General features: G+C 46.6%; 15 protein-coding genes. 10 read left to right on the top strand and 5 right to left on the bottom strand.

The window, feature by feature from the left end:
• Nucleotides 1-169: 169 nt before the first annotated feature.
• Nucleotides 170-2,653: a hypothetical protein gene (locus ACFOEK_RS17895; RefSeq protein ID WP_386722842.1), complete on the bottom strand. Its 2,484-nt coding sequence runs from the start codon at nt 2,651-2,653 to the stop codon at nt 170-172.
• Between the two features lie 190 nt (nt 2,654-2,843).
• Between ACFOEK_RS17895 and ACFOEK_RS17890 the strand changes: the two genes are divergently transcribed.
• Nucleotides 2,844-3,983 carry a helix-turn-helix transcriptional regulator gene (locus tag ACFOEK_RS17890; protein ID WP_386722841.1) on the top strand — a complete coding sequence of 380 codons (1,140 nt, stop codon included), beginning with the start codon at nt 2,844-2,846 and terminating at the stop codon, nt 3,981-3,983.
• Nucleotides 3,984-4,057: 74 nt separating this feature from the next.
• Here ACFOEK_RS17890 and ACFOEK_RS17885 read toward each other — a convergent pair whose 3' ends face one another.
• A complete protein-coding gene (locus ACFOEK_RS17885; protein WP_386722840.1) occupies nt 4,058-6,115 on the bottom strand; it encodes an acetoacetate--CoA ligase in 2,058 nt (685 codons plus the stop codon).
• Nucleotides 6,116-6,590: 475 nt separating this feature from the next.
• On the opposite strand from ACFOEK_RS17885, the gene ACFOEK_RS17880 reads away from it, so the two are divergent.
• The 4 genes from ACFOEK_RS17880 to ACFOEK_RS17865 all read left to right on the top strand — a co-directional run bounded on the left by ACFOEK_RS17880 (nt 6,591) and on the right by ACFOEK_RS17865 (nt 10,869).
• Nucleotides 6,591-7,058: an aminoacyl-tRNA deacylase gene (locus ACFOEK_RS17880; protein WP_386722839.1), complete on the top strand. Its 468-nt coding sequence runs from the start codon at nt 6,591-6,593 to the stop codon at nt 7,056-7,058.
• A 156-nt stretch (nt 7,059-7,214) separates the two neighbouring features.
• Nucleotides 7,215-8,072, top strand: coding sequence for an NAD(+) diphosphatase (gene nudC / locus ACFOEK_RS17875; RefSeq protein WP_386722838.1), 858 nt, complete (start codon nt 7,215-7,217; stop codon nt 8,070-8,072).
• A 47-nt stretch (nt 8,073-8,119) separates the two neighbouring features.
• Nucleotides 8,120-8,485, top strand: coding sequence for an SMI1/KNR4 family protein (locus tag ACFOEK_RS17870; RefSeq protein WP_386722837.1), 366 nt, complete (start codon nt 8,120-8,122; stop codon nt 8,483-8,485).
• Between the two features lie 236 nt (nt 8,486-8,721).
• On the top strand, nt 8,722-10,869 hold the full coding sequence (locus ACFOEK_RS17865) for a PKD domain-containing protein (protein ID WP_386722836.1): 2,148 nt from the start codon (nt 8,722-8,724) through the stop codon (nt 10,867-10,869).
• A gap of 120 nt (nt 10,870-10,989) precedes the next feature.
• Here ACFOEK_RS17865 and ACFOEK_RS17860 read toward each other — a convergent pair whose 3' ends face one another.
• Nucleotides 10,990-12,423: an aminotransferase-like domain-containing protein gene (locus ACFOEK_RS17860; RefSeq protein ID WP_386722835.1), complete on the bottom strand. Its 1,434-nt coding sequence runs from the start codon at nt 12,421-12,423 to the stop codon at nt 10,990-10,992.
• A gap of 430 nt (nt 12,424-12,853) precedes the next feature.
• Between ACFOEK_RS17860 and ACFOEK_RS17855 the strand changes: the two genes are divergently transcribed.
• From ACFOEK_RS17855 to ACFOEK_RS17835, 5 genes are all read left to right on the top strand, one after another.
• On the top strand, nt 12,854-13,819 hold the full coding sequence (locus tag ACFOEK_RS17855; RefSeq protein WP_386722834.1) for a DMT family transporter: 966 nt from the start codon (nt 12,854-12,856) through the stop codon (nt 13,817-13,819).
• Nucleotides 13,820-14,160: 341 nt separating this feature from the next.
• Nucleotides 14,161-16,074, top strand: a complete 1,914-nt coding sequence (locus ACFOEK_RS17850) for a beta-ketoacyl synthase (protein ID WP_386722833.1) — start codon at nt 14,161-14,163, stop codon at nt 16,072-16,074.
• 262 nt (nt 16,075-16,336) lie between these two features.
• Nucleotides 16,337-17,182 carry a crotonase/enoyl-CoA hydratase family protein gene (locus ACFOEK_RS17845; protein ID WP_386722832.1) on the top strand — a complete coding sequence of 282 codons (846 nt, stop codon included), beginning with the start codon at nt 16,337-16,339 and terminating at the stop codon, nt 17,180-17,182.
• Nucleotides 17,183-17,308: 126 nt separating this feature from the next.
• Nucleotides 17,309-18,349 carry a glutathione synthase gene (gene gshB, locus ACFOEK_RS17840; RefSeq protein ID WP_386722831.1) on the top strand — a complete coding sequence of 347 codons (1,041 nt, stop codon included), beginning with the start codon at nt 17,309-17,311 and terminating at the stop codon, nt 18,347-18,349.
• 270 nt (nt 18,350-18,619) lie between these two features.
• Nucleotides 18,620-22,768 carry an RHS repeat-associated core domain-containing protein gene (locus ACFOEK_RS17835; protein ID WP_386722830.1) on the top strand — a complete coding sequence of 1,383 codons (4,149 nt, stop codon included), beginning with the start codon at nt 18,620-18,622 and terminating at the stop codon, nt 22,766-22,768.
• 617 nt (nt 22,769-23,385) lie between these two features.
• Here ACFOEK_RS17835 and ACFOEK_RS17830 read toward each other — a convergent pair.
• Both ACFOEK_RS17830 and ACFOEK_RS17825 read right to left on the bottom strand, forming a co-directional pair.
• Nucleotides 23,386-23,784 carry a hypothetical protein gene (locus tag ACFOEK_RS17830; protein ID WP_386722829.1) on the bottom strand — a complete coding sequence of 133 codons (399 nt, stop codon included), beginning with the start codon at nt 23,782-23,784 and terminating at the stop codon, nt 23,386-23,388.
• 11 nt (nt 23,785-23,795) lie between these two features.
• Nucleotides 23,796-24,035, bottom strand: coding sequence for a hypothetical protein (locus ACFOEK_RS17825; RefSeq protein ID WP_386722828.1), 240 nt, complete (start codon nt 24,033-24,035; stop codon nt 23,796-23,798).
• Nucleotides 24,036-24,090 lie beyond the last annotated feature (55 nt).

Here is a 24,090-nt window from a genome sequence, read left to right as displayed (position 1 = left end):
GTTATTATTTAAACAATTTAAGGACGGAGGACTTTACGAGGTTTGTCGGGTGAGAACAAGTATTGTTAACGTTTCTTTACACCTTTATGACAAAGTGCATCTCTAACTGCAGACATAAAAAAGGGGCGTCCTCTTTCGAGTACGCCCCCTAAACCGAACAACGTTTTAGTTACTGAGCTTCTTCGGCTACACCAGTAGGTTCGGTATCTAAGAAAACGGTATTCCAGATTTCACCTGTACCATCAGGAATGTCAGAGCCTTCAACATACCATGCACTGTTGGTTGAGAAGTTAATCAATGACAAACGACCCGCTTCGTCGTCATACCCCACTGGCGCATAACGCTCAGTGAAAGTAATGTCCTGTTCATCCGCCTCACCTTCATTGATGGTAGTTTCAATAACCGTTTCAACGGTTCCATTAGGAATATAATCCCCTGCAGTGGTGTTTATCGACCAAGTGAAATCAGTCGTTTCAACACCTGCATCCGTCGTCTCGGTAAAACTTCCTGTGCCATCATCATTGAAGGTAACCGACTCATCCTCATCGTACCAAGTATTAGCCGTCAGCACGGCTGTTGTCACAGCCGAATCAATCCCGCCACATTCCTCATCATTTACGACTGCGTCAAACGCTTTCAGAGTATTTGGTTCGACAGGTGCACCTAAACCATTAAAGGCATCATCATCCCAGCCAGATTCATAGAAACAATCAACCAAGAAAGTATCCTGATAAATACTATCAAAAGTTTCGACGATATCTTCCGCAGCGGTTGCATTGAAGACCCACTCACCATTGTCATCTTCAGTGGATCCTGCAGCAATGAAGCTACCCTGACGGACAAAGCCTTGATGAACGGCAAAGACACGGACACTTTCATCATCGTCCATATCCAATTCATCAAGTAACTCATCGGGAATTGGCAAGTGGATTAAAGATTCACCCTCTGCCAAACCGTCCGGTGTTTGATACGACCATTCCGGGGTGGACTCATCCTCTGGCGTGAATAACGAATAAGCACCACTTGCACTGTCCTGAAGGAAGAATTGGGCAGTACGTACCGTAGTAGTTTCTTCCGTTTCTTCATTCAATTCAGTGGTTTCAACTAACTCAACCAACGCATTATTGAACCAAATAGCAGTGGTCGATGCGTTAATATTATCCACCGTTGATGCCGTATCCGTCACTAACTGTGCCAGCGTAGTTGGAGCTGTTTCCGAGTTGTTTTGCCAAACTCGCTCACAATTACCACCCAAGTCCGCCGCAAGTGGCGTTTCATTATCCCAGCAGGTGCCATCGTCATTACCTGGCTCATACCACAAGTAATACGTATCGTTCACTTCTGCAACACTGATCTTCACACCCGTTGCGCCTTCGCTAAAGACAGCATCAGAATCCATAAAGGTTGCCAGATCTTCTTGGTCTGCATTTTCATCAAGGAACTCCTCAATGTTCTTACCTTCAAGATCAATCGCCTGCAAAGTACTAACCAGAGATTGAACGCTATTTACTAATACGTCCTGAATCAGAACCGTACCTTCCTCGGTATCCACTTCTACTACTTCAAAAGAATCAGAGCTATTTACCCAGCCATCAGCGGTGAGTACGAGGTCGTCATCTGCCTCTTCAGTATCAGGATCAAAGGTTTCGCCTTCGCTCCAAGCATCTTCCTCAAAATCGTACTCATAGAAGGTCTCAACACCTGTCGCACTAATAGTGCCACGCTCTACTTCCAGCTCTCTGAAGTCTTGAATATATGGCTCGTTATCCTGACTGAATTCAGTATCAACATCGGCATCGAACCAATTCAGGCCACCACTTTGAATCAAGCTGGCAATGGTGGTAGAGGTTGCATTCTGAATATCATCGATTTGCTCCTGAATAACTTCTTGAACAACCTGCTCTACAACTGCCTCCCAATCAACCGCCTGATCATTTTCGTCAACGATATTTTCACCAGAAAGAATGGTTTCAAGACTGTTATTGCCCAGGTAATCCTCAAGATCCAATTCTTCTAATTGTTGCTGAACGTTATTCACCAACTGCTCAACGGCTGCGACCTGACCAGGATCATCCACATCGTATTGATCAAACCCACCGCTCTCCTGAACCGAATCTAAAAACTGTTGATAAGCAACGGTAGATTCTAAGTCGACATCAATATCGGTAGCTGTAGTTGGAGCAAAGAGCGCATTCGACGCGGCTAATGATTCACCCGCCTGCACTTGTAACTCACCGTCCACATTTACCGCAATCACACAGTTCAACTGAGGCACACCCGGAGCTTCAATAATGTAGTTCCCTGAACCAGCAGGAGATTCTTCCACCTGATCAGCCGTTAATTCGAAGACCTCAACGGCATTTCCGTTTTCATCAACAATCACTACTTTGAAGTTAGTTTCATCCAAGCCTGTGGTAGCCGCATACGCCTGAGGAACAATGGCAGATAATGGATTGGTCCAATCGAAACTGGCAGATGCCAAGGTTTGAGGGGCATTGCCTAAAGAAACATTGAAGCTCGTTGTTTGACTTGTAGAACTGGATGATGAACTTGAATCATCGTCATCATCAAAAAGATTACATCCGGTAAGTGCTGCTGATATGGCGACCGCTAATACGCCTTTTTTAAACTTATTTTCTCGAATCAACTTCATGTATCTCTCCTGAGATGCGTTATATAAGTGTCCCTGGGATCATTGTCTAAACAGACTTTGTGGATAACTCCAAACTATCCACATTAAAAGGTAGACCAACTTCTGAGAGTATTCCGTTTCAATATTTATCAATCATCTACCATTTGGTATAAAAACATGAAGACATGTCACAGAAGCTACGAGAAAAGCAATGGATATCGAGCAGTCAGACATCATACAAATGATCTACGGCACCATAGAGTCACCCGACACCTGGCAGGCAGTATTAGATAAAATCAGTCGAAGAACACATTCCACGCACGCCTTTATGGCCGCGCGATCAGATATCGACGAGCAACCCATTGGCTTTTATGAGCAAGGCTTTGAGGACGGCCACTTCGAACGCTATCAAGAGCACTTCTATCAAGTAGACGTTTGGACACAGGGCTTAGGCAACAACCGTTACAATCAATTTCATGCCAGCCATGACGTCTGTGATGACAAGGGGTTTTTGAACACCGAGATTTATAACGACTTTGCGAAACCGGTCGATATTCGCCATTCCATCGGTTGTCTGCTGGCACCACCTTCCGAAAACATCATTACCGAATTAGCCTTCATGCGAGGTACAAAGCAAGAACATTACGACCAATCAACCATAGAAACAGTAAATACTTTCTTACCCCATATCCAACAAAGTCTTTCGCTTGCCCAGAAACTGCAAGGTACACAGCAAGAGAAGATTAAAGTACACCAAGTATTTAATGGCTTGAATGAAGCCTTAATCGTTTGCCGAGACTTGGATCACATAGAGTTTTACAACAGCGCTGCAGAGCAACTTCTGACCACAACCAAGCTCTTCAAGCCGAACCGGAAAAACCAATTACGCTTCCAAAACCCGGCATTCCAAAAGAAATATACTCAAGCCGCTCACGCCTGTTTGAACAGTTTGCACGGCATTCAACAAACCGTCACACCCAGCTTTCAACAACAATTCTATTGCTCGGATCAAGCAACCCGCTATCGCGTTCAACTCAAGCCTTGGCTGCACAAGCGCATGACACCCTGGGGAGAAACGGCCATGCCTGGCGTGGTGATTTCTGTTGAGGCTTGTGCACTGTCTCGTTACATCGCCGCAGAAGAAATCAGAGAACTCTATACCCTGACCCGTTCGGAAGCAGACATCTGCAGTCGCTTACTCAACGGCATGACCATTGATGCCATTGCAGACGTCAGGAACTCCGAACTCAGCACCGTACGACAACAAGTCAAATCGTGCCTTGCTAAAACCCACTCCAACAGTCAGCAGGACATGATCAACAAGATCTTGCGCCAGCTTTTAGTCGAATAACTCGATGTCAGTTGATGTGGTATTGCAAAGGCCCAATTCTTTAAATCTATAGCCCTTTAATCTACAGCCCTTTGCTAAACCTTTAATTCCTCAAGATCTTTAAAGAGCGCCAACGCTTCCGGGTTTTTAAGGGCATCGGTGTTCTTTACCGGCTCGCCGTGAATGACATTTCGTACCGCTAATTCCACAATCTTGCCTGAAATCGTTCGAGGGATATCCGCCACTTGAATGACTTTGGCTGGAACATGACGCGGTGTGGTGTTTTTACGAATGGTCGTACGAATCTCATTAATGAGAGCGTCATCCAAAGTGCGTCCTTCCGCCAACACCACAAACAGCACCACTCGCACGTCATCGTGCCAGTGTTGACCAACAGCAATGCTCTCGACAACACCGTCGACTTGCTCGACCTGGCGATAGATTTCTGCGGTTCCGATACGCACACCGCCCGGATTCAGTACCGCATCCGAGCGACCATGGATGATCATGCCCAAATGCGCCTGCTGATCATGATGAACTAACTCACCGTAATCGCCATGCGCCCACACCCCCGGCCAAGACGCAAAGTAGGCCTTGTGAAATTTTTTGCCATCGGCATCATTCCAAAAACCTACCGGCATTGACGGGAACACCTTCTCACAGACCAGCTCCCCTTTTTGATCCTGCACCGACGTTCCGCTCTCATCGTAGATCGACACTGCCATCCCTAAGCCAACGCATTGCAATTCACCCCGCCATACGGGCAAATTCGGATTGCCCAAAACAAAGCAGGAGATGATGTCGGTGCCCCCGGAAATCGAGGATAAACACAAGTCAGACTTAATCTCCCGATAGACATAATCAAAGCTTTCGTGCGCTAACGGTGAGCCTGTGGATAAGATGGCTTTTAATGCAGACACATCATGACTTTGAGCCGGTTTTACGCCAGCCTTTTCCAACGCCGCAATGTATTTGGCGGATGTACCAAAAATAGACACACCTTCTTGTGCCGCCATGTCCCAAAGTACTTCTGACCCAGGATGAAACGGCGAACCATCGAACAACACCAGCGTCGCACCTGTCATCAAACTGGACACCAGCCAGTTCCACATCATCCAACCGCAAGTGGTGTAATAGAAAATGGTGTCATCTTGCTTGAGATCGGTATGCAGCATGAGTTCTTTCGCATGCTGGATTAGAGTGCCACCTGCACTATGAACCATGCATTTAGGGACACCCGTCGTGCCGCTGGAATACATCACATACAAAGGATGGTCGAAGGGTAACTGCTCATAAATAATGGCAGTCGCTCGCTCATCGAGGTAATCAACCCAATGGGTAGTCTTGAAGTTTTGTCCATCAAAAGCGCTTAAGTCAGCGGCTTTACTGTTCGAGATTTTACTATCCGAGGCTTCACCAAAAAGAGAATCAGCCTGCTTGTTGATATAGTTAACCACCACCAGCTGTTGAAGTGACGGTAAGTGTTCAACAATGCGCTCCACCTTAGACAGAGAATCCAGTGTTTTACCGCCATAGTAGTATCCATCGGTGGTGATCAGCACTTTCGGCTCGATTTGTCCGAAACGATCCAGTACCCCCTGCAAACCAAAGTCCGGTGAGCACGATGACCAAATTGCGCCCATGCTGGTAGCCGCTAGCATCGCAACCACAGTCTCCGGGACATTTGGCATAAAACCAACGACTCGGTCTCCGGCTTGAACCCCCGACGCCTTAAACGATGCGGCCAGCTGAGCCACTTGGAAATACAAATCGATATAACTAAGAGAAGATCGGTTACCGGCTTCATCCCGAAACACCAACGCGGCTTTTGAGGCATCAAAGTCGTCGTCCCGGCAGCGCTTTAGCAGATTTTCAGCAAAGTTCATTTTGAGATCGGGAAACCAGCGTGCGCCTGGCATCTGACCAGAATTCTCAAGCACCTTCTCTGGATGATTGAACGTTTGATCATTCAGGGCTGGTACCAACTCAGCAAAGGACCAAAGTTGCGACCAAAATTGTTCTGGCTGATCAACACTCCACTGCCACAGTTGCTGATAATCTAAATCCTGCTTACCAACAAACCTCATAAACGCCGACATTTGCGTTTGCTGACGTTGTGTTTCAGAAGGTTGCCAAAGCGGTTGCTGAGCCATGATGGGGTCCTTACTCTTCACTCTATATTCTGCACTTGTTTGTTCTTAAAGCAGGCCATAAGGATCTGATATGACATGAAGATCCTGCCATTGGATCACTAGTATAGATACACCAAACGATCTATAGATGATCGACCTACCAAAAAGATTACCTTAACGTAAACGTAAACTTAACACCAGCCTCTCTCCTGCTTTATTAACCACGCCATAGAAACCATCCATAAGCCCCACATAGCGCCCAACACTCAATCACAACCGCCTGTCATATTTTCCTGATTCGATTTTGCAAAATAGTGCCTTTGAACCTTAATTAGAGATACATCGAATAGCGAAACATGATCGTCCACGATCCTCGACGCTATCGGGCTATTAAGGCATTAACCAATGTAAGAGACAGTACATTTAATTACCGAGGAAGACACATCAGAAGGATAAATTGAGTTCTGTCTCCTCAAGCCGTATTGGAGGTTTCACCATGCCTGTCAGACTACTATCCGAATATCTCGACGCCAATCGCGTCCGATATATGGCACACAACCACTCCCCGACCTTTACCGCTCAGGAAACGGCAGAAGCCACCCATATTTCTGGAAAAGAAATGGCCAAACCGATCATCATCGAAGTGGATGGCAAACACCTTATGGTGGTAACCGCCGCATGTGAACGAATCAACTTCGATCAACTTTCCGATGCCCTTGGTGGAGAAAAAGTCCGTCTGTGTCACGAAGACGAATTTGAAGATGAGTTTCCAAACTGTGAAACGGGCAGCATGCCGCCGTTTGGTAACCTGTACGGGATGCCAGTGATTCTATCGGCGTATTTATCCAGCCAAGACAGCATCAGCTTTAATGCTGGATCACACACCGAAATTGTTCAGATGGATATGATTGATTACTGCACCCTGACTCGTCCCAGAGTGGCTCGCTTTACTGTGGTTCACTGATGGTAAACACATCACGTTAGTGATCATTTAGGAACTCGGACTCATCAGGCCAGAGATTTTACTCTGGTCTGAGCTCATGATAGCGTTAGCTTCCCTATGGTTTTCGAAACATCGTTTTGTTAAACCTTCACAAGGTATCGCGCTAGGACAGCATTCATGAGCAATTCACATATCGACAAGGATCAACTCGAACATCCCCTCAGGCTTTCTATTCAGCTACACATCGGGGAAACGGATTGTTTTGTGCTCTTTGTGCGCGATCAAGTTGTGCTCAATGAAAGCCACTCCCCTTTTCTTTCCGCCGACGACGCTGACGCGCTGATGCAAGACGAACCACGGCTCTTTATCGGTCACAGCAAAGAAAAGCAAAGTGCCAATATTTATACCTGTCGATTACCTGAGCACACCCGGCTCCCAGACAACATGCGACTGTCCAACCTGCGCTCACTGATTTTGCTAGAACACAAAACCCTGCCGAAATTGCTCGGACGCGCTCGACAACTGTTGGACTGGCATGAAAATCATAAATTTTGCGGCCGTTGCGGCGGCACCACAGAGCAGGTGCCACAAGAATACAGTTTCAAATGCACCTCCTGCAGCCTCTACTTTTACCCTCGAATTTCTCCTTGTGTGATCGTCTTGATCAAAAAAGGGGATCAATGTCTGTTAGCCAAAGGCGCACATCGCACCTCGAACTTCTACAGTACTCTAGCCGGTTTTATGGAACCAGGGGAAACCCCGGAACAAGCAGTGAAGCGAGAAGTCTGGGAAGAAACCGGCATCAAAGTAAAAAATATCCGTTATTTCAGCAGCCAGAGCTGGCCATTCCCGTCACAACTGATGTTAGGTTATATCGCCGACTACCGCGATGGTGAGATCACCATCAACCCCGACGAAATTGAAGACGCGCAATGGTTCCATTTTGATGAGCTTCCAACGCATCCGCCAATCACCAGCATTGCTGGACGTTTGATTGAGGAAGGGGTTCGAGAGTATCAGCGATCTCAGGATTAACAGAGCCTCTCAGCGCCAACACATTAAATCAGAAGAAGTGAAATAGTATGACCGAAGATGAATTAAAAAACATCGAAGACACATTAGGAATTCAAATACCCAATAAATATCGAGAATTCTTATCAAGCTTCCCAGAGTTCCTAATTACTGATGAAGATGAAGGTATATTTGGAACGGCCAAAAAAATCATATCTGAAACACTTAGCTCAAGAAACTACCGTGAAGAAGATTGGCCAGTGGGCTATACGAATGATCTTTTAGCCGTGGGATGGAATGGAGGAGGGAGCATTTATTGTATTAAAGAAGGGGAATCTGGAGACACAATCTATCTCTTCGATCATGAGATCGGAGATATTAATCCTGAAGAAACAATGCTTCTCCAAGAATTTATTGATGAATGGTCTGAGGAGTAATCCAATAAAACCAAGCTAGCCCAAGCCAGTCTTGGGCAGAAGCTTATTTCATGCATCAACCTGATAAGTACCTGTCAAAAACATCCTTAATATAGTCACTAAAAGCCTCCATCGTTAGAATTTCTATACTTTCAAGAACTCATTAACTGTTCAGTTAAAATTTGATGATATAACAACGAACTTTCGTTCAAGTACTCCAACGAACATATTACTTCCCAATGGCCTAAGGACAGACCATGCTGTTTTCTGTAATTCACCGATCCAGCTACCGAGTATTGAGCTGCGCTTCAATTCTACTGCTTACCGCGTGTGGTGGTGGGGGTGGCGGAGGTGGTAGCTCCAGCGATCCGACTACACCTCCTGATACCGGCACACCAGCGTCTGAAGTACCAGAGAACGTCATCCAGCACGCTGTTTTGAGAGACCAGGATGGCGATCCCAACCAAATCTCTGGCGATATTGAAATTCAGTTAATCGCTAATACCACAGCCAACGACTCCAATACTGAACAAGTCAATGTCTATTGGGCTACCAATACAGGGGTTAAGTTGGGAGATGCCTGGTTAACCTCAGAAGCAGAATCACCATTCCAACTCTCTATACCTGCTAATACAGCGATTCCTGCGGGAAGTAAGGGTTTACTACTCTTCCCTGCAAATAACACTGGTGAGTCAGAAGATGGAACCTTGATTCATTTCCACGATTTCACAGGCAATGTAGAAATGACCGGGCCTGGCGGCAATGAACAGCAAAACTGGATCTATGGCACCGATCGCCCAACCATCAGTATCCGCCGCACCAGTGAACAAGGCGGCCTGTGTTATTTAGATAATGGCTTGGTACAAGTAATCGACATGGGCAATGAACGGGATACCGTATGGGAAAACGCCAACGATCAAGCCAACACGGCTAACGATACCACCTTCCCAGCCTACTCGTTTTTATGTAATGACACGCCTGAAAATACTGAACGTCCAATTCTGAAAGATAATAATGTGGATATTTACACCTATTCCACATTAAACGATGCGATGTACTACGGCACGATAGTTTACGATGCGTTCTTGAAATATTTAGGTGAACCGCCTCTAGAAGACAAAATCAGGCTTCGTGTTCATTATGGCGACGAACTGGCTCTCGATGCGTTCTGGGACGGCGCTTATGCAAACTTCAGCGATGCCTATGGCCTAGCTTACACTTACGCGACATTGGATATTATTGCTCATGAAGTCGCTCACGGCGTACTCCTAAGAATAGGAAACCTGATGAACTTTGAGGATGATATCAGTCCAGATACACGCACTCTCAGCGAGGCATTCAGCGATATCTCTGGGGTGATGGTTAAATATTACTTGACCAACACCACCGACGACTGGACTCATGGTCTGGAATCCGCCCACGAAAGCCGCTATCGCTATCTAAACCAGATTAAAACAGAGACTTCAGCAATTGATAGCTATCTTGACTATGACGATGCTGGCAATAACCCTTATTTAAGAATTGGCATGATCACCTATCCCTTCCACGTGCTTGCTAATCAGTGGGGAATAGAACCTGCGTATCAAGTAGTGGTCGATGCCGCAAGCAACTGCTGGCAAGCTGACTCGACTCTAGCAGATGCGGCTGAGTGTATGGCGGATTCGGCAGAAGATTTAGGGCATGCAAGGGCAGACGTGGTAGACGCGTTCCGAAGCGTTAAGATTCGCCTTGATGAAAGCGACGTCCTGAGTCATTTTGAATACCGAAACTATAAACTAACGTCGCACTTTACCGAGACCAGTCAAACACCAGCTGAAGTTGATGAATGGCTTTGGGACTTTGGCGACGGCACCACATCCACCGATCAAAACCCACAACACAGTTATGCCACCAGCGGCGACTACGATGTAACACTGACCGTCAATGCGACCAACAACAGAACGGACAGCTTCACGCGTACCGTTTCGGTTACAGATCAGTACTGCCCGATTCGTGATAATAACAACGGCGAAAACCAAATTAACCAGGTCATCATCGATGGCCAAAACCTGAACTACGACGCGTTGGTCTCCGATTACACGAACCCTGTTATCACTGTGGCGGATGCTACCAATGTACCGATTCAGATTCAGGGAACGCCCGCAGCAACAACCCGTCCTGTCAGTTGGATCGTCTGGATTGACCTGAACGACGATGGTGTTTTTGAAGATAGCGCAGAAGAGCGGGTAATCGATATCGATGCTGCACAAGGGGAAGCGTATCAACTGACGACTTCACTCGACCTGTCACAGTTCATCAACGACGGTCAGCCTAAGTATATGCGTATTGCCGGTGAATACGCCGTGCAAAACCCTTGCTCCTCACTCAATGCCGGTGAGGCGTTGGACGTGAGAATCAATTGGTAGGACAAGGTCCTACCAACCCTTTTACAGCAGTTAACGCTTTCAGGCTGAACCGTTCATCTAGGTCAGCTTATTAAAGTCAGTTCATTGAAGTCAGTTATTGAAATAGTTACTTAAAATGAACTACTGAGCCATTTCACATGCCATCTTGCCTAACAGGCGGATGGCATTCTTTACGTCGTCATTCCACGGCACCGCACAACTGATACGCAGATAATTCCGGAAATGGTCCGTACCCGAAAACACCTCACCAGGCACAATGGTAATACCTTCGTGCAACGCCCTTTCCTGAAGCTCCACAACTCGCACTTTCTCAGGCAAACAAATCCACAGAATAAAGCCACCGCGAGGCTCTGAAATTAACGTGCCGTCAGGGAAGTTGCACTTGATCGTCTGCTTAAAGTTATTCAGGTTCTCCTGATAGGCTTCCTGAACCGTACGTAGATGGCGATCATAATGCCCACCTTCTAAATATGCACTGAGTGCAAATTGAGAAATACTGGCCGCCGAGAAGGTATTGAAGGTCTGTAGCCATTCCAACTTTTCTCGATAACGTCCCGGAATGGTCCAACCTACTCGTAAACCTGGCGCAATGGTTTTCGAGAACGAGGAACAATAAATAACGCGCCCATCCACATCCAAGGCTTTCATGGTATGGGTTTTCTCGCCAGCAAAGCCCAGATCACCATAGATATCATCTTCAATGATCGGCACATCGTAGACTTTACAGAGCTGATAAATCTGCTTTTGTTTGAATAGCGGGATTGAAGCGCCGGTGGGATTACTGTGACGACAGGTCAACGCCACCGCTTTCACATCCCACTGCTGCAACGCCAACTTTAAAGCTTCAAAGCCAATGCCTTCCACCGGATCGGTTGGAATCTCAATCAGTTTAAGCCCTAACACGTCGGCCAATTGGTAGAAGCCGTAATAGCAGGGGGATTCTACCGCTACAATGTCCCCGGCTTTGGTGGTCGCACGCAAGGCAATGTTCAGCGCTTCCGAGCAGCCATTGGTGACAATAATGTCTTCGGCCGAGCAGCGTACATTACTGTACCTCATACGCTGAGCAATCTGGGCACGCAGCGGTTCGTGACCAGGCGTGAACTGATAACTGAATACTTCGCGGGTATTGAATCGAGTCACTTTCTGAATGTAGGTCTGTAAGGCTTTGGCAGGCACAAAGTGCAAGTCAGGAATCGCCGCACCTAGGTTCACCATGTCTGGACGATTACAGTGAGCCAACATCTGTTGAATCATATCGCTCTTACAACAGATGGTCGGTTCCGAGCCAGGCGACATCGGAGGTGGCTCAATCGGTTCATTCGCCCCTTCGCGCACAAAGTAGCCTGCTTGCGGACGCGCAATTAAAAAACCCTGATCCTCGAGTAATGCATACGCTTGAGTCACGGTTGAAATACTGACACCGCGTTGCTTACTCAACTTACGCACACTGAGCACTTTTTGACCAGACGGATAGACACCACTCTGAATATCCTCAGCAATTTCATTCGCCACCACTTGGTATAACGTACTTTTTTCCGCTGAAGAAGGCATGACTGTGATCCTCAATAATTTATAGTATTCATTCAAATACAGTACAGTTAATTACTTACATCATGTAAGAAAGAAGCCTGTAATCACCTACTGTTATCTACTCTATTCCTTTATTTATAAGGCATTCAGCGTAGTGTACACCCTTTCCTGTAATGCATACGAGTACAGTTTAGACAAAAACAGGCAGTACAGTTTGAGAAATCTCTTCAACTGTACTGCTTTTTTAAAACTGTACTGCCTCTAACTGTACTTGAATATTTTCTAGACAATACACCTTCATCGAATCAGCGAAATTAAGACAACCAAGCTGATCACTAATAAAACAATACTTAGCAACCGACCTATGCACTGATGATGGGGTTTTAGCACTGTTTTTTGCGCTGAAAGAAACACATCACCGTACAGACGTCATAACACTGGAGGGTTAACAATGGACTTATTAACAAGGCCACAACTATCAACTGCATCCTCCTCCAGGGAGCGTGCATTGACTCAAACACATGCAGGTGCCATTAAGAGCAATCTGCAAGACAGCGCGATGACGATTGATGCCCCAAACTACAAGGGCATTGCCAAAGGTTTAGCAGCCGTGGTGCTGTTCAGCCTGACGGTCCCAATGACTAAGATTGCATTAACAGGTTTTAGCCCAGAAGCCATCGCCGCAGTACGAGTGCTTTTGGCAGGGGTATTCAGTCTTTTCTTGATTGGTAAATTATCAAGTCGAGTGCCTACCTTAAAAGAAACGGGTGGTCTTTTAGTGGCAGGCCTTGGCATCTGTGTCGGGTTCCCATACGGCATCAGCTTAGCCTTACAGCAAACGAGCGCTGTCGAAATGGGCGTGGCCCTATCCGCTCTGCCATTGTTGACCGCAATTTTAGCGATCTTTGTCTCGAAAGAACGACACAATATCGGTTTTTGGATCAGCGCATTTGCAGGCTTTGCATTATTGAGCCATTACTTCAGTAACGGCTTATCGGTTGATCTACCAGCATCACTGCTACTGACACTTGCATCGGCCAGTTTCGGTTATGCCATTGGAGGTCACGTTGCTAAGACTTTGGGCGGATGGCAAACCATCTGCTGGATGATGATTCTGTATCTTCCAGTATCGGGGTTGATTTTTGGTTACTACGCAATGGAAGGGTTTTCTTGGAATTTGGAAGCGGGCTTAGCCCTGATCTACCTAGCTCTGATCAGCCAATGGTTAGGCTTCCATTTCTGGTATGACGGCATGGCGCAAGCAGGCATCGGTCGCATCAGCCAACTGCAGTTGTTGCAACCCTTCCTGACCTTGGTTTTTGCAGCGCTACTGCTCGGTGAAACCCTAGAATTTAGTCAACTGGGTTATGTTTTACTGATTGCAGCCGCCGTATTTGGTGCCCTGAAATTCAGATAAGAAGAGGTATTGCTTACAACATTGAAGGATAACTGCACTTTCCTTTACTGGAGGCTTTCACAAGAAAGCCTCCACACACGTTTTACCTAAGTCTCGAAGTTCTCGTCTCCCTTACTCGAAAGAGTCGTTGAGAACTTCGATTCTCTCACTGAGAGTCTTCGGCCAGTTTTTAACTGGCCTTTTTTTGCCTTGTTCTCGCTTGCCATTTTTTGGTTACCATTCCTCACAACAAATACTCACCCAAAATTACTATTTTTTTACACTGGATTCCCTTCCCCTACTAAACCTTAAACAAAAAACAGCGTACACTTGCATATTTTTTGGGTACGGACGGGATCAATATGACAGCATTACCAGTTATCGTCGGCATGGGTGGCATCAATGCCTCAGGCAGAACATCTTTTCATCAAGGCTTCAGACGCATTGTAATTGATCAATTAACCGCAAATCTTAGGCAAGAGACCTTCTTGGGCCTTGCCTGTTTGATGAATCTCGTTCGCTATCAGGATGGAAAGCTAGTTGATCAGAACGATCGTGTTATTGAAGCAAATCAAATCGAAGACCTATTCGGCGAACAAGTGTTAGCCGGAACACTTATTCGTAAGATTGAAAAAGAACACTTCGACCCGGATGCAACGCCTTGGCATCAAAAAATGTCTCTTGATTCGAAACAGTCTGACTTCACATTTACTGTTAAAACCAAAGACTTACCTCGCCCAATCCCGGAAAACTGGCAAACCACAGAAAGCACCGACGCAGACGGTCAAGCAACCGGCATGAGCGAAGTCAGCGTTGCAGGTACGCTGGAAATTCTGCATAACTCAACCCTCGACAACCCAATCAAAGCTGCCGGCCAACTGCCAACCGGCTTTGAGCCTGCGAAACTGTACAACAGCCATCACCAACCGCGCGGTCTGCAAAACGTCATCTTTGGAGCGACCGATGCAATCAAATCTACCGGTATCGATTGGCAAGACGTGTTAGATCACGTCAGCCCGGATCAAATCGGCACCTATTCCAGTTCGACCCAAGGCCAGCTCCACGCCGAAGGCATGGGTAACGCCATGCAAGCGCGCTTAAAAGGCGGTCGCGTTGGTTCTAAAAACGCAGCCATGAGCTTGAACACCGCGCCAAGCGACTTCATCAACGCTTATGTAACGGGCAATGTTGGTTCAACCATCAGTGCCACCGGCGCTTGTGCCAGCTTCCTATACAACTTAAAGGCTGCCATTCATGACATTCAGAGCGGAAAAATTCGCGCCGCCATCGTAGGTAATTCAGACGCATTAATCGTACCGGAAGCCGCCGAGAGCTTTGGCAATATGGGTGCGTTAGCAAATGAAAAATACCTGCGTATGATCGATAAAACCGATCAGGTAGATTACCGTCGTACCAGTCGCCCATTCGGCCAAAACTGTGGTTTCACGCTGGGCGAAGGCGCACAGTATTTTATCTTAATGGACGACGCGCTAGCACTTGAATTAGGCGCGGACATCTTAGGCTCGGTTGCGGATGTCTTCGTGAACGCCGACGGCGTGAAAAAGTCCATTACCGCACCTGGCCCAGGTAACTATGTGTCGATGGCGAAAGCCGTGGCACTGGCCAAGAATATCGTTGGCGAAGAAACCATTCAGAAACACAGTTTCGTTTTAGCACACGGCTCCAGTACCCCGCAAAACCGAGTCACTGAATCTCATATTTTCCATACTGTCGCTGAAACGTTCGGCATTGAAGATTGGCCAGTTGCGGCACCGAAAGCTTATCTTGGCCACTCATTAGGCCCTGCCAGTGGCGATCAATTAGCGTGGGCATTGGGTGTCTTTGAACACAACATCATGCCAGGCATCACCACCATCAACGAAGTGGCGGACGATGTCTTTGATCAACACCTAACGATCAGTACAGAACATTACCAGTGTCAGCCACAAGACGTTGCTTTCATTAACTCCAAAGGCTTCGGCGGCAACAACGCTACCGCGGTGATTCTATCTCCGAACATCACCAACAAGATGATCGAGAAACGTCATGGTGAAGCAGCCATTCAAGCGAAGGAAGCACAACGCGCTCAGGTAAAACAAAATCAAGAAGCGTATCGTCAGGAAGCCAACTACGGCCAGTTCAATCTGTTCTATCGTTACGGCCAAGACATGATTGATGAAAAAGAAATCCGCCTATCGAAAGAGTCAATGACACTTCCGGGCTATAAGAACAGTATTTCGCTGGATCTTAAAAACCCGTTCGATGATATGTGTTAATTAGCACCACCATCGAATCAAGACAGGCCTAAGAGATGATCCTTCGGCCTGTCTTTTAACCTCTTTCTTCACAACTCGTCCCCACCCCATCTTAACTTTTTCTCCTCTAAACACCGTATCACTTACATAGCGTCACTGACTTTGCGTTGACATCCTACACTCAGAACATTAACGTACTTTGCACAACCACTTTACAGTGTATAGTTCTAAATCTAATAGCACACATATGCGTCATACCAAGTGCCTGAACAGAGGATAGATCATGGAATTAAAGAGTTTAAAAGTAGACATCAAAGATCACATCGCCCATGTAGTTCTGAATCGCCCAGAGGCAATGAATTCCATGAACATCGACTTTTGGCGAGAGTTCCGTGGCGTCATTGAAGAGATTGATGCACAAGCCGAAGCCCGAGTCATCGTCCTCTCTTCAACCGGAAAACACTTCTGTGCAGGTATGGATCTGGCGGTCTTCAGTAACCCCAAAGCCCTACCAAACAAAGGCGATCCGGCACGTATGGCCGAGAACCTGCGTCGTTTGGTGTTAGACCTACAGGACGTATTTAACGTTCTTGAAAACGCCCGCATGCCAGTGCTTTCTGCCATACATGGTGGTTGCATAGGCGGTGCAGTGGATATGGTCTGTGCCAGCGATAGCCGTTATTGTACCGAAGACGCCTTCTTCACCATCAAAGAAACACAAATCGGCATGACCGCTGACCTAGGCACTTTGCAGCGTTTCCCAAGACTGGTACCGGAAGGCATTGCCCGTGAGCTAGCCTACACCGGCCGTAAATTCTCCGCTCAAGAAGCCAAGGAGATGGGTTTTGTAAATCGCGTCTTTGACTCTCAACAAGCCATGCTCGACGGCGTGATGGAAATTGCACGCCAAATCGCAGAACAATCACCTATGGCCGTGGCCGGTTGTAAGGAAATGATCAATTTCAGTCGTGATCACTCCATCGCAGACAGCCTTAAATACATGGCGACGTGGCAGTCCGGTATGTTCCGCCCGAACGACATGATGAAGAGCTTTGCTGCAAGCGCTCAAAAAACGCAGGCCGAATTCGAACCAATCATGCCGAAAAAGCCATTATTTTCAGACCTGTAAATATATTTCCAGATCAATCATTTAGAACTCGAAAGTATTGATTTTTTTGATCTGAAAATTTATTCCTAATGTCACATAACTAGAGTTAAATACGGGATTTTTAACTCTAGTTATGGAATCACGCCCGTGTACATAGGATTCATCATCAACGCTTGGGAAGATATCGAACCCGGTAAAAGCGCAACGTTATCAATCATTCAAGAGTGCTTGGTGCGCAAGCATAAAGTTGCCATCTTGTACCCGCAAAACCTTACCGTACGCGAAAATGTGGTACACGGCTTTGTTAAAAATATTCAGCCAATGGATAAAGTTCCGGAGAAATACGACACCTTTTATAAGCGTGTCGATTTCAATGAAAAAATGGTGCCTTTGCACGCCTTTGATGCGCTGTTTATTCGTAAAGATCCGCCGATCGATCCAATCTTATTGAACTTCCTCGACTCCATTAAAAATGAAACTGTGGTTTTGAACGACATTGATGGCTTAAGAAAAGCCAGCAATAAACTTTACACCACAACATTTCATGACCCACACAACACCTTCTTACCGGTGACACATGTTTCGAAGAATAAAGATTATTTGCGACGTGTAGTGAGCGAGTCTGAAAACGAGAAAATGATTCTGAAGCCTTTGGACGGTTCCGGCGGTCGCGGTGTGATCGTGCTTGAGAAAAATGCCGAGTCGAACATCAACTCGCTGCTGGATTTCTACATCAGCGGTCAGGGCAACAGCAACTACGTGATTCTGCAGGAATACATCGAAGGCGCGGAGCAAGGCGACGTTCGAGTATTAATGCTCAACGGTAAATACATCGGTGCCTATCAACGCAAACCCGCCGAAGGGGATATTCGCGCCAACATTCAACAAGGTGGTTCGGCTCACAAATACGTGATGACCGACAGTCAATTGCACGTCTGTAAAAAAGTCGGACCGAAACTGGCCGCTGATGGCTTGTTCTTTGTTGGCCTGGATATGATTGGCGATAAAATTTTGGAAGTAAACGTCTGTAACCCTGGCGGCATCACCAACATCAATCGACTCAATAAGGTTAAGCTGCAACGCCAAGTGGTGGATGCCATCGAAGAGAAAGTGAACGAGAAGCAGGAACAACACGCCGAATTAGAGTTCCTGATTAAGCGGCTCAACGACATCCGTAATCAGCAATAAATTCCCCATTACCACAAGCTCTTTCTGACCACCCTCTTGGTGGTCAGATTGCTTTCTACTTAGCTCATTAGCTAACGCCTTTCCTAACTTTTTCCTAAAGCCCACTCACAACAAGCTTCAGAATAAGGCATTAGCCCGACCGCTCAACAAACCATCAAAAGAAAAATTTTTTGGGTCTATATCTCAGAATTACATTTTGCCGATAGCCTCACAAAGTTTTTGTGTATAAATGACGCATACAGGAACGTGCACTCAAGGAACGAGCGACGCATGGATGCGAAGAAACTCATCACGATTAAGGCACAGAATGGACAAAATATTCTCTTCTGCGCCGACAATAACCAAAGTGGATTTGGTAACAAAAAAAGCTTTCAAACGATCAATGAAGCCATCTCTCATTTAACAAGCCAAGTCGGTATCAATGAGAACCTGAATGACACCAGCTTAGTCGACGTCTTAGCGGCATTCGACAGTGCGGATGTACGCAAACTTAGCCACAGCATTCGCACACTCAACACCAAGCAACAAATCGTTAAGCGCATCGCTGAATTACTGCTAAGCGGTGATCTCCACATGTACGTGGAAAAACAAGCAGAACCAGTCATTCAATACGATCAAAATACAGAGAAACCCAAAGTACGCTCTGAGACGCCACCGCAAGGCGGTCAGACCGACGAGCAAACCAGCGAAAATGGCGCCAAGGGAACGGACGCCCAAGGCACCAATGCCGCCGGACAAAGCGATCAAAAGAACAGCGATAAGATTTGCCAAGGTGACCCAGTCGCGATGAGCAGCGGTGAAGAAATTCTTGAACTGCTGGATTTCGAGCTCGATGGCCCTATGCCCATTCGCTGGCTTCGCAGCTATCGTTCCAGCCAATGCCACGAAAACATTGGCATGGGCTTTGGCTGGCGAAGTAATCTTCACCTGCAACTCATCGAAGTCTATGAAACTCTGGATGAGAAAGAGCTAAATCAGCAAAAGACACCCGCGCTGGAATCTCTAGTACTTATTGACGAAGAAGGCCGCAGACTGCCCTTCCTGCCTGTCGAAAAGGGTCAAACCAGTTATCAACTGTCCGAAGGGCTAGCGCTTCATCATGAAGCCGATGGCAGCCATCGACTGATTAAAAATGACAACAGCCACTGGGTCTTTGTACGCGGTTCATTTACTGAAACTAAAAACACCTGGGTTCTGGACAGAATAAGCGACACTCATGGCAATCAGCTTCGCCTGTTCTACAGCGCAGCCGGCCGCCTCACCCGCATTGACACCACACCAACCCGAGGCATTGAGCTCTATTACGACCACAGTGGTCATTTAACTCATATCAAAGCCGTTAAGCGCACCGACAAAGGGGTTGTCCATCATCCGGAAACACTGGCTGAGTACCAATACGATACCCGCAACGATTTAATCGCCGCCACCAACGCACAACAACAAACCGAACGTTACCAATACACAGGGCACCTATTCACCCAACGCACCCGCGCCAGCGGCTTCAGCCATTATTTCGAATGGCAAGGCGAAGGCCCAACCGCACGCTGTATCCACAACTGGGGCGACGACAACCAATACGATTACCACTTCCAGTACGTCGATGAAGAGCGTCTAGCTATCAGTACCGACAGCCGAGGGCAAGTGTGGAAATTTTGGCATGATGAAGCAGGACGTCTCACCACGAAAGAATCACCATCCGGTCATCAATGGCACTATCAATTTGATGAGCACGGTAAGAAAGTTGCGGAAATCACGCCAAGCGGAGCAACTACGCAATTCACCTATAACGACTTAGGTCAGCTCAGCGCCATTACTCAACCGGACGGCGCCACCACCCAATATCAATACAATGACATTGGCCAACGCATCGTTACAGTCGATGCCGAAGGCCATATCTGGCGCAGAGAATACAGCGTCGCTGGGCACCTAAAACGCGAGACTCATCCAAACGGCGCGACCATTCAGTTTCGTTATAATGAGCGCAGCCAACTCATAGAACGCAGCCAATCCTTAAAAAGTAATACTCCAGATCAAACCACTAAGTACCTATGGAACGAAGATGGTCAATTATTAGCGCAGGAAAGCGGTAACCAACAAACCCGCTTCAGCTACGATGATCTGGGCCGTTTAAACGGTGTGCTTAATGCGGGTGGGCTCATCACCGAATATCGTCGTGATGCCAAAGGCCAGCTCACTCAGGTTCGTCAGTTTGAGCAATCTCAGCCCGATGATAAAACTCAGCCCGACAATGCAACGGCACCGCCTGAAGAGATAACACAAAGCTATCGTTACGACGAGGCTGGCCGCCTCACCCATTACACCGATACCAAAGGTCATATTCACGAATACCAGTATCAAGGGTTGTCACAACCGGTTAAACAAATTCGCGCCGATGGCAGTTGGTTAGCCTTTGATTACGACCAGGAACGCAACCTCACCGGAATTACCCGCAGTGACGGCAACCACTATCAGATTGAATACAACGGTGAAGAACTCCCTATTAAGCTCACCGGCTTCGATGGCCGTCAGCAAACCCTAAAATACGATCCCGAAGGGCATTTGATTGAGTCCGACGACAGCGGCGAACGTGGTATCCGACTAAAGCGAGATGCGCTCGGTCGAGTCACTGAATCCATTGGTCGTCATCACGACACTCAACATGCTTCGCACAACACACAAAGCAATCACTTTAAGTACGACAAACTGGGCCGAGTCACCTTTGCCAACAATGCCGATCGCAAGCTCTCGTTCAAGTACAATGCCGTAGGGCAAGCCACTGAACATTGGCAAGACCAATGGAAAATCCAACATCAATACGATTTGGCCGGACGAAGAACCCAAACCACCTACCCTGATGGACAAGTCGTCGACTATCGCTACGATCAAAACAGCCGGCTTCATCAAATCGGCCTCAACGCACAACCGCTGATTCTGCGTAAGTTCGATGCCCTTGGCCATGAAATCGAACGGGAATGCAGTAACGGTGTGTTACTCACCCAACAGATTGATGCCTTTGGACGACTGACCGAACAAGCGTTTTCTTATTCCTCAGCGGCAGCAACCGTTGATAACACATCGAATTCGGAAGAGCGCACTCACCGCCGCGACTATCAATACAAGAACGATCAGATCGCCCAAGTCGCTGATTCCCTGCTGGGCGAAAAGCACTACCAATACGATCAACTCGAACAGCTAACCAAGGTTGATAAGAACGGCGAAACCACCGAAGAGTTTAACTGGGACAGTTTTGGTAACCCCATCGGCCCGGACGATCACGTTCAGAACGATCGACTGCTTCAACACAAGCAGCAGCACTATCGCTACGACGCCTGTGGCAACCAGGTACAAGTCACCAGCAACAATCCAGATCAGCATCAAAGCCGCGAGTTTGACGCCTTTAACCAACTGGCCCGACTCAAACATCAAGGCAAAGTACATCAGTATCAATACGATGCTCTCGGCCGACGCGCTTCCAAACTGACCGAACAAGGCAAGATTGATTATCTCTGGGACGGCGACCAACTGATCGGCGAACACCACAACGGCCACTTCCGCTGGTATCTCTACGAACCCGGTACCTTCCTGCCCGTCGCCCTGATCGACAACGGCCAAGTGTATCACTACCACCTGGATCACCTGGGCACCCCGATCACCCTGACCGACAACCATGGTCAGATTGCCTGGCAAGCCGACTACAGCGCCTTTGGCATTGCCAACATCCGCATTGAACGAATCAACAACCCGATCCGCTTCCAAGGCCAATACTTCGACCAGGAAAGCGGCCTGCACTACAACCGATTCCGCTACTATGACCCGACCATTGGCCGCTTCATCCACCAGGACCCGATTGGGCTAGCGGGCGGAATCAACCATTACCAGTACGTGCCGAATCCGGTGAGCTGGACTGACCCGTTTGGGTTGAGTTGTAAGGAAAACTCTTGGAATACGTTTCAAAAACGATCAAAGGGAGTCTTTACGAATAGTAAACAAGCCGCTCAAGGATATAAGCATTGGCAAAACGAAGAGTGGGATGAGCTAGAAGCTCTTTTAGGCCCCAATAGTTGGCCACCTAATAGAGGAGCTATAAACTCTGAAAATGTTGTTCTACCCACTGGTCATAGAATAGATAGGTTTGGAGGATGGTACGACAGTTCTGGAGAGTTCCATGATCTAGGAGCATTTGTATCTCCTGAAGGAGAGAAGTTTGACAAGAGAGCCTTACCTAATGCAACTAAAACAAAGCCATATATGACCTATGAAGTATTGAAACCATTACCAGCAGAGTCCGCAAAAGCAATTCCATGGTTTGGAATGCAGGGTGAAGGAACTCAATATGAACTGCCAGACAATATTGATAAGTTGGTTTCGGATGGCTATTTAAAACCAGTAAAACCAAAATTTGATCCGAGTAAATTATAGATGTACAACTATACAGGCAAAAGAAATACTCTCATATGGGACGGAGATGACTCAGGAATCACTCAGTCAACATATTCTTACAAATGCAATAATTGTAATAAAGAAAATGAGTACCAGCTTCGGGACATAAAAGACTTAAGAACATTAGCCGAAAAAGAACTGACTACATTTTTAATCAACAATAAACTAGTTTCTCAAGCCAATAATGCTCTCTTTATTAAATCAGGAATACCTGCATACATCGTCTCATGCCAATGCAGCCAGTGTAGTACTAGAAACAATATTTTGATTGGCCTTAAAGAAATACAGCCGCAGAGATATAACATTTACAAAAAATCAGTTGTCAGCTGTACCTGAGTAATAAATTCAGGACTTTAATTCATAAGGTACAACATAGACTCAAAGTGTATTTTGTATGGGTATAACAATATCTATTGGAAAGAAAACAACTTTATTACGCTGGAAACACAAAAAAACTGACGAACAACTCCTGTTAAGTAACTTGGATTTAATAGTCAAATCCAACAATAAAAGTTACTCATCTCCATGCCTGATACTGCACTACATTGAACATTATGACAGTCCTCCCTCGCAGGAGTTTACTGATCTCTTGAAATTCATATCTCATAACCCGGTTCAAGGTCAATATTGCACCCTAGAAGATAGGCCCAGTTATCATGCAGTGTTTTCATTACAGCTAAATCTAGAACCCGTTCTAAGGAGACTGGCCTCAATTCCAATTTCGGGGCATGACCTCCCAAATTCACATTCCACAAATAGATTCGACCGGTCTTGTTGCTGCGCCTTAAACTGATTGAGCCCATTCCGCATTCTTTGGCCAATTCAATGTAAGGAGAAAAAGCCAATTCATAAACGGACATTTCAGACAAATGCTGATGTGTTCCGTATATACTTTTTTCGTAACTGCCTTGAAAATCAACATACGCAGCTTCCGACTCACGGAATAAAACCTCTAACATTTCAAGGTTATTAATTTGATGTTTTTTTGATTTCATCCAAGACCTTTTCAGATGCAAACGACACAGATAACTTCGTATAGTTCTTTTGTTTTAGGCATTCGTGATTTCGATGAATTCCTAATCACCTGATCTATTTCATGCAGAAACGCTTTCCCAGCAGGAAAGCGCCCTTCTTCCTGACACTCTTTAATTAAGCTCTGCCAATATCCCTTTTGTTCGCCTTCCATGTAATATTCCACGAACTTAGTCATAGCATCATGGCAATCCTCAACTGTAGGCCAATCCATAATTAATGCCCTGTTTTAATACAAACACTCTCATCGGCCCACTATAAACAGATGG

It is taken from the genome of Litoribrevibacter euphylliae (genome assembly GCF_042646085.1).
In the GTDB taxonomy this organism is placed as follows: Bacteria; Pseudomonadota; Gammaproteobacteria; order Pseudomonadales; family Litoribrevibacteraceae; genus Litoribrevibacter; species Litoribrevibacter euphylliae.
Note: the sequence above shows the minus strand (reverse complement) of the source record. Positions and strands in the feature narration are given on the sequence as shown.